Raw genomic sequence first — 5,971 nt, forward strand, 5'->3', positions numbered from 1 at the left:
ATTCATCCACAGTTGGGGAGAAGTCTGTGGATCGAGAAGCGGAGGGGGTCGCGTAAAGTTGAGGCGTGGCGGGCGCAGACGACGATGTTTCACGTGAAACGGCGAGCATAGCTGCGGCAGACGTCAATGAGCCCAGGTCCGTTTCACGTGAAACCGAGTCGCGCGCGCCAGTCGACATGAGACGCGCGGCATTACCACATCAGCCGAGGATTGTGGCCGTGGCCAACCAGAAGGGCGGCGTTGGAAAGACGACAACTGCCGTCAACCTCGCTGCCGCCCTGGCATCGGATGGCCTCGGCGTACTCCTCGTGGACATGGATCCCCAGGGCAATGCCAGCACGGCTCTCTCCATCCCCCACGGGCCTGATGACCTGGGCATTTACGACGTTGTGATCGATGGCCGGCCATTGATCCGGGTCGTCAAGGAGTGCCCGGACATCCGCAACCTCTGGTGCGCGCCGAGCAGTATCGACCTGGCCGGCGCGGAGATCGAACTCGTGGGAATGACCCATCGCGAGACTCGCCTACGCCAGGCGATCGAGCACCTGCGCACCCAGCTAGGGAGAACCAACCGTCCAGCGCCCGACTATGTCATCATCGACTGCCCACCAAGCCTTGGGCTGCTGACCCTCAATGCGCTCACCGCAGCCGACGAGGTCTTCATCCCGATCCAGTGTGAGTACTACGCCCTCGAAGGCCTCAGCTCCCTGACTCGCACCATCGAACTGGTGCGCGCTTCGATCAATCCGCGTCTGGCCATCGGCGCCATTCTGATGACCATGTACGACGGTCGCACCAATCTCGCGGCCCAGGTCGCGCAGGAAGTCCGGACCCACTTCCCCGATCTGGTCCTCCGCTCGACCATCCCACGCTCCGTGCGAATCTCTGAGTCCCCGAGTTATGGCCAGACCGTGCTCACCTACGACCCCACAGGGCCCGGGGCGTTGAGCTACCGGGCGGCCGCTCGCGAATATGCCCACCGCCGGGCCACCGCACCCAACGAAGGACGCAACCGATGAACGACCGCCGACGCGGGCTGGGCCGTGGCCTGGGCGCCTTGATCCCCACCGCCGCTGCCCCGGCGCCGCGACCCGTGGACGTCTTCTTCGAGCCCACGCAGACGGCCGACGAGCCAAAGCCATTGCCCCACAACGATTTCTCGAAAGACTCCCCGCCCGTAGACTCGCCTGACCACGCAGCACCTACCGCGACCGATGAGACCCCAGGTCTGGTGGCGGTACCTGGCGCCAGCTTCGCTGAGCTCCCGCTCGAGTCGATCACACCCAACCCCCGGCAACCGCGCCACGTCTTCGACGAGGACGAACTGGCCGAACTGGCCGCCAGCGTGGCCACCATCGGCGTGCTCCAGCCGGTCGTGGTCCGGCCGGTCGCGGACGGCTACGAACTGGTCATGGGCGAGCGCCGATGGCGTGCGGCCGGCGAAGCGGGCCTGAGCGCCATACCGGCAATCATCCGCGACACCGCCGATGACGACCTGCTCCGCGACGCTCTCCTGGAGAACCTCCACCGCAGCCAGCTCAACCCGCTCGAGGAGGCCGCGGCCTACCGGCAACTACTCGATGACTTCGGGTGCACGCAGGAAGAACTCGCCAGCCGGATCGGACGCTCCCGGCCCCAGGTCAGCAACACCCTGCGTCTGTTGCGGCTCCCGCCCCTCGTTCAACGCCGCGTCGCCGCCGGGGTCCTCTCCGCCGGCCATGCCCGCGCCCTACTCGGCCTGACCGACGGCGGCGCGATCGAGCGGCTGGCCCAACGCATCGTGGCTGAAGGCCTGTCGGTCCGGTCGGTGGAGGAGATCGTCGCGCTGGGTGACGCGGACGGCCCCGGGTCGGCCCCGCGGCGACCGAGAACCACGACGGCGCGACCGGAACTCATGGACTACCAGAACCTGCTCTCCGACTACCTCGACACCCGGGCCACGATCGCCATGGGCGCGCGCAAGGGCAAGGTCACCATCGAGTTCGCCACCGTCGAGGATCTGGGCCGCATCCTTACTGCCATCGGCGTCGATGCCGGCTCGGCCGACCACCTGGCGAGCGAGCCCGAGAGCTGACCGAAATAGCAACTCCCCCAACGTTTTAGGCGTTGGGGGAGTTTGCGTCGTGCGACGAGGTCGCTCAGCCGAGGAACGGCTCCAACTCGCGCAGGAGCTTCGGCTTCGGCATCGCGCCGATGAAGGTCTTGACGACCTCGCCACCGACGACCACGTGCATCGTCGGGATGCTCGTGATGCCGTAGCGCTGCGTGACGGCCGGGTTCTCGTCGGTGTTGAGCTTGAGCACGGTCAACTTGTCACCGTAGTCGCGCGCGATCTCTTCCAGGATCGGCGCGACAGCGCGGCACGGACCGCACCAAGGCGCCCAGAAGTCGACGAGGACGGGAGTTGCGGACTTCAGGACGTCGGCGTCATACGTCGCGTCCGTGGTGACGGCGGTCTCTGCCATGGCGGATTCCCTTCGGGTAGAACGAGATTCGGGGTGGAGGTGGTCAGTGGGCGAGATACTTCTCGGCATCGAGGGCGGCGGCACAGCCGCTCCCGGCTGCTGTGATCGCCTGGCGATAGCGATGGTCGACCAGGTCGCCGCAGGCGAAAACGCCCTCGACGTCGGTCAGGGAGGTGCGGCCCTCGACCAGGACATAGCCCTCGTCGTCCAGGCCGACGACACCCTTGACGAGCTCACTGCGCGGATCGTGACCCACGGCGACGAACAACCCGGTCGCGGGGATCTCGCGAGTCGCGCCGGTCACGGTGTCGCGCAGCGTCAGGCCGGTCACCTTGTCGGTGCCGTGAATCGCCTCGACCGCGCTATTCCAGGCGAAGGAGATCTTGGGGTTCGACATCGCGCGCTCAGCCATGATCTTGCTCGCCCGCAGCTCATCGCGCCGGTGCACGATGGTCACCGACCGGGCGAACTTGGTCAGGAAGGTCGCTTCCTCCATGGCCGAGTCGCCGCCACCGACGACGACGATGTCCTGGTCGCGGAAGAAGAAGCCGTCACAGGTGGCGCACCAGCTGACGCCATGTCCCGAGAGCCGCTTCTCGTCCGGCAGGCCGAGCTCCCGATAGGCCGAGCCCATCGCCAGGATGACCGCGCGCGCCCGATAGGTGGCGCCCTCACCGGTCGTGACCGTCTTGACCGGCCCGACGAGGTCGGCCTCGACCACGTCGTCGGTGATGATCTCGGTGCCGAAACGTTCCGCTTGGGCGCGCATATTGAGCATCAGATCCGGGCCCATGATGCCCTCGATGAACCCGGGGAAGTTTTCGACCTCAGTGGTGTTCATCAACGCGCCGCCCGCCGTCACTGCGCCCTCGACAAGCACCGGCTCGAGATTGGCGCGCGCGGCATAGATCGCGGCCGTATAGCCGGCCGGCCCGGAGCCGATAATGAGGACGTTGCGCACGTCGGAGGCCTCGCTGGACACGAAATCAGCCCTTCGGGATCGATGACTGCTGGCACGCCCGCGGACCGGGGTCACGGCGGGCTTTGGGTTGGTGAACCGATCCTAGGTGCAGTTTGTTCCGCGCACCGCGCCGCGCGGAATCAGCCCGTATGCCGTCCGGTCACCCCACCGGGACAGGCCCCGCCAAGGCCGTCACCCGCGTGCCGTCACCGCAGGTGAGGGGGACGGCATACGCCTGCCAGCCGCTTGCGCCCTTGACCAGCAGCACGGCCGCCGGCTCGCCCTGGAACCGCGCATTGTCCACCCGCAGTTCGGTGATCACGCCGACCCCGAGCGCCTTGGCGCACGCCTGGGCGCGTTCCGGTGTCGCGATCTCGGGGCGGTCCCCGACCGAGCCGACCGAGTCCTCCGCGCGCAGCAGCGGAGCCGCTTGATCGGCCAGGCCGGCCGCCGTGTAGTCGGTCCCGGAGCTGGCCACCTTGACTGCCGGCCCCGGGCCGAGGGCCGGCGAGGTGCTCGAGGTATCCGAGGCGCGCTCCGGATTCTCGGACTGTCCGGCGGCCGGGGAGCTCAGAGCTGCGCCGCCCGTCGCGCTGCCGCTGAGGCCATGGGCCAGCATGCGCACCACACCGAACCCCCCAGCCCCGATCACCCCGACGGCGGCGGCGGCGGCGAGCCAACGCAGGCTGGCCGGACTCCCACCGCGATGACGTGAGCGGTGCGTGATCGGGGTGACAACGGCCTGGTGACTGCGGGGCACGGCGGGAACGACGGGCTCGGCCGACATGGGCCGCGCCGCCGCTTCACTGGCGATGGCGGCGAGAATGCGCGCTGTGAGGTCCTCGGGCATCGGCCCGGGATCGGGCAACGCGGCCAGCAGGCGGCGCATCCCCGTGGGGTCGTCCTCGATCGGGGTGTCCCCGAAATCGGGTTCGACGTTCACGACCTGCTCCCTTGTGCTCTGCCGGGCCGAGAGTGGCAGCCGACGGGGTGGGACGTCATACGGCCACGCTCGGTTCCCTGCCTTCGCGCCCGAGCAGCTCGGCAAGTGCGGCTCGACCCCGGAAGCACCGGGATTTGACGGTCCCTTCGGCCACGCCGAGGATTCCGGCGGCGTCGGCGACCGGAACGGCATACATGTCCACGAGCACCAGCGCGGCCCGTTGCGCCTCGGGCAGCGTCGCCAGGGCGGCCTGCACGGTGAGCCGCGTCTCGACCTCGCCGGGCCGGTCGCTCCCGTCCGCGAGCGTGATCTCGGGCAACTCACTGGTCGGCCGCTCCCGCCGGATGCGGTCAAGGCAGGCGTTGACGACGATCCGGTGCAGCCAGGTGGTGACCGCCGCATCCCCCCGATAGGACGCCCCGCGCCGGAAGGCGGAGATGAACGCATCCTGCACGGCGTCGGCCGCGAGTTCGGGGTTATTGCACGTGCGCATCGCGACACCCCACATACGGTCCTTGTGCCGCCGGAAGAGCTCGGCGAACGCCTCCCCGTCGCCTTCGTTGTGGCGCGCCAGCAACTCCTTGTCGGTGAGTTCCCCGTATGCCGTGCCGGCCCCGCGCCCGCTCGCGGACTGGCCGGCCTCGATGGGGGTCATCCCGACACGGTGATCTCGGACAGCATCGCGCGGTAGCGACCGTCGGCGACGAGCGGGGCATCGGTGAACCAGACGATGATGTAGCGACCGGTAGCCCCGGATGTCGAGTTGACGGTCACCTGGCCGGACTTTCCGGCGATCGTGCCCAGCAATTGTGCTCCGGTCTTGTCCGGCTCATTGGCGAGATAGACCTCGACACTGGAGGGGTTGGGCAAGGTCAGGGTGACCGCACTCGGCGTCACCTCCTGCCCCATGTCGACCACCAGGCCGGCGCCACTCTTGAGCCCGGCGAACTTGGGCCCCTGATACCCCTCGGACTGCCAGTAGGTGTTGGCATCCTCGTCGTAGACGCGGGCCGCGAGGTCGTTGTTCTCATCGCCCCCGCCCTCGGGGTCGTAGCCGGTCGCGCCGATGATCGCTAGCTGCTCCCCCGTGCCGTTCGGAGCCGATGAGCTGCTGGCCGCGGTTGGCTTTTGCGTCGAGACGTGGGTGGCATCCGGGCCGAGGATCGCGTTGATGTCGATGCCCTTGCCGATCTGCGCGGCACCGGCCGCACCGACGATCCCCGCCAGCGCGGTGAGGGCAGCGAAGATGGTCAGCACGAAACGACTCTGCGCCTTCGACGGCGGCGCCCCGGCCTGGTCGGGCAGCAGGGGGGCTGGCGCTTCGTAGCGGGGTTCGGTATGCGGACGCTCGGTGGCGATCTCGCGCGTGGCACCCCCGCCGAGCGCTGCCGTGCCCTCCACCACGCCTGCCGGCGCGGCGACCGCGTCAGGTGTCGAACCCGGGTGGGCCTTCGCGACGTCGGACGACGGGGCGCTCGCCGTCAGCGAACCATCAGGCGCGTCGTCGCCGGTGCCGCGTCCACGGGAGAGCCTGCCGGTCAGCTTGCGGGCGCTCGCCGTCAGCGAACCATCAGGCGCGTCGTCGCCGGTGCCGCGTCCACG

The 5,971-nt window shown here is 68.8% G+C and carries 7 protein-coding genes; 2 read left to right on the plus strand and 5 right to left on the minus strand.

Annotated elements, in window-relative coordinates:
• The first annotated feature begins 218 nt into the window (after window positions 1-218).
• Window positions 219-1,019, plus strand: a complete 801-nt coding sequence (locus PKH97_RS12780; RefSeq protein WP_324387872.1) for an AAA family ATPase — start codon at window positions 219-221, stop codon at window positions 1,017-1,019.
• Window positions 1,016-2,074, plus strand: a complete 1,059-nt coding sequence (locus PKH97_RS12785) for a ParB/RepB/Spo0J family partition protein (protein ID WP_324387873.1) — start codon at window positions 1,016-1,018, stop codon at window positions 2,072-2,074. Before PKH97_RS12780 ends, PKH97_RS12785 begins: the two co-directional genes overlap by 4 nt.
• A gap of 64 nt (window positions 2,075-2,138) precedes the next feature.
• On the opposite strand, the gene trxA is transcribed toward PKH97_RS12785, so the two are convergent.
• The 5 genes from trxA to PKH97_RS12810 all read right to left on the minus strand — a co-directional run.
• Window positions 2,139-2,465: a thioredoxin gene (gene trxA / locus PKH97_RS12790; RefSeq protein ID WP_324387874.1), complete on the minus strand. Its 327-nt coding sequence runs from the start codon at window positions 2,463-2,465 to the stop codon at window positions 2,139-2,141.
• A 43-nt stretch (window positions 2,466-2,508) separates the two neighbouring features.
• A complete protein-coding gene (gene trxB / locus PKH97_RS12795) occupies window positions 2,509-3,447 on the minus strand; it encodes a thioredoxin-disulfide reductase (RefSeq protein WP_324387875.1) in 939 nt (312 codons plus the stop codon).
• A 139-nt stretch (window positions 3,448-3,586) separates the two neighbouring features.
• Window positions 3,587-4,369, minus strand: a complete 783-nt coding sequence (locus PKH97_RS12800; RefSeq protein ID WP_324387876.1) for a hypothetical protein — start codon at window positions 4,367-4,369, stop codon at window positions 3,587-3,589.
• A 55-nt stretch (window positions 4,370-4,424) separates the two neighbouring features.
• Window positions 4,425-5,024 carry an RNA polymerase sigma factor SigM gene (gene sigM / locus PKH97_RS12805; protein WP_324387877.1) on the minus strand — a complete coding sequence of 200 codons (600 nt, stop codon included), beginning with the start codon at window positions 5,022-5,024 and terminating at the stop codon, window positions 4,425-4,427.
• Window positions 5,021-5,971, minus strand: a 951-nt coding sequence (locus PKH97_RS12810; RefSeq protein WP_324387878.1) for a hypothetical protein, incomplete at its 5' end; no start/stop codon positions are given. The genes PKH97_RS12810 and sigM, both read right to left, overlap by 4 nt.

It is taken from the genome of Nostocoides sp. (assembly GCF_035343835.1).
Taxonomy (GTDB): domain Bacteria; phylum Actinomycetota; class Actinomycetes; order Actinomycetales; family Dermatophilaceae; genus Nostocoides_A; species Nostocoides_A vanveenii.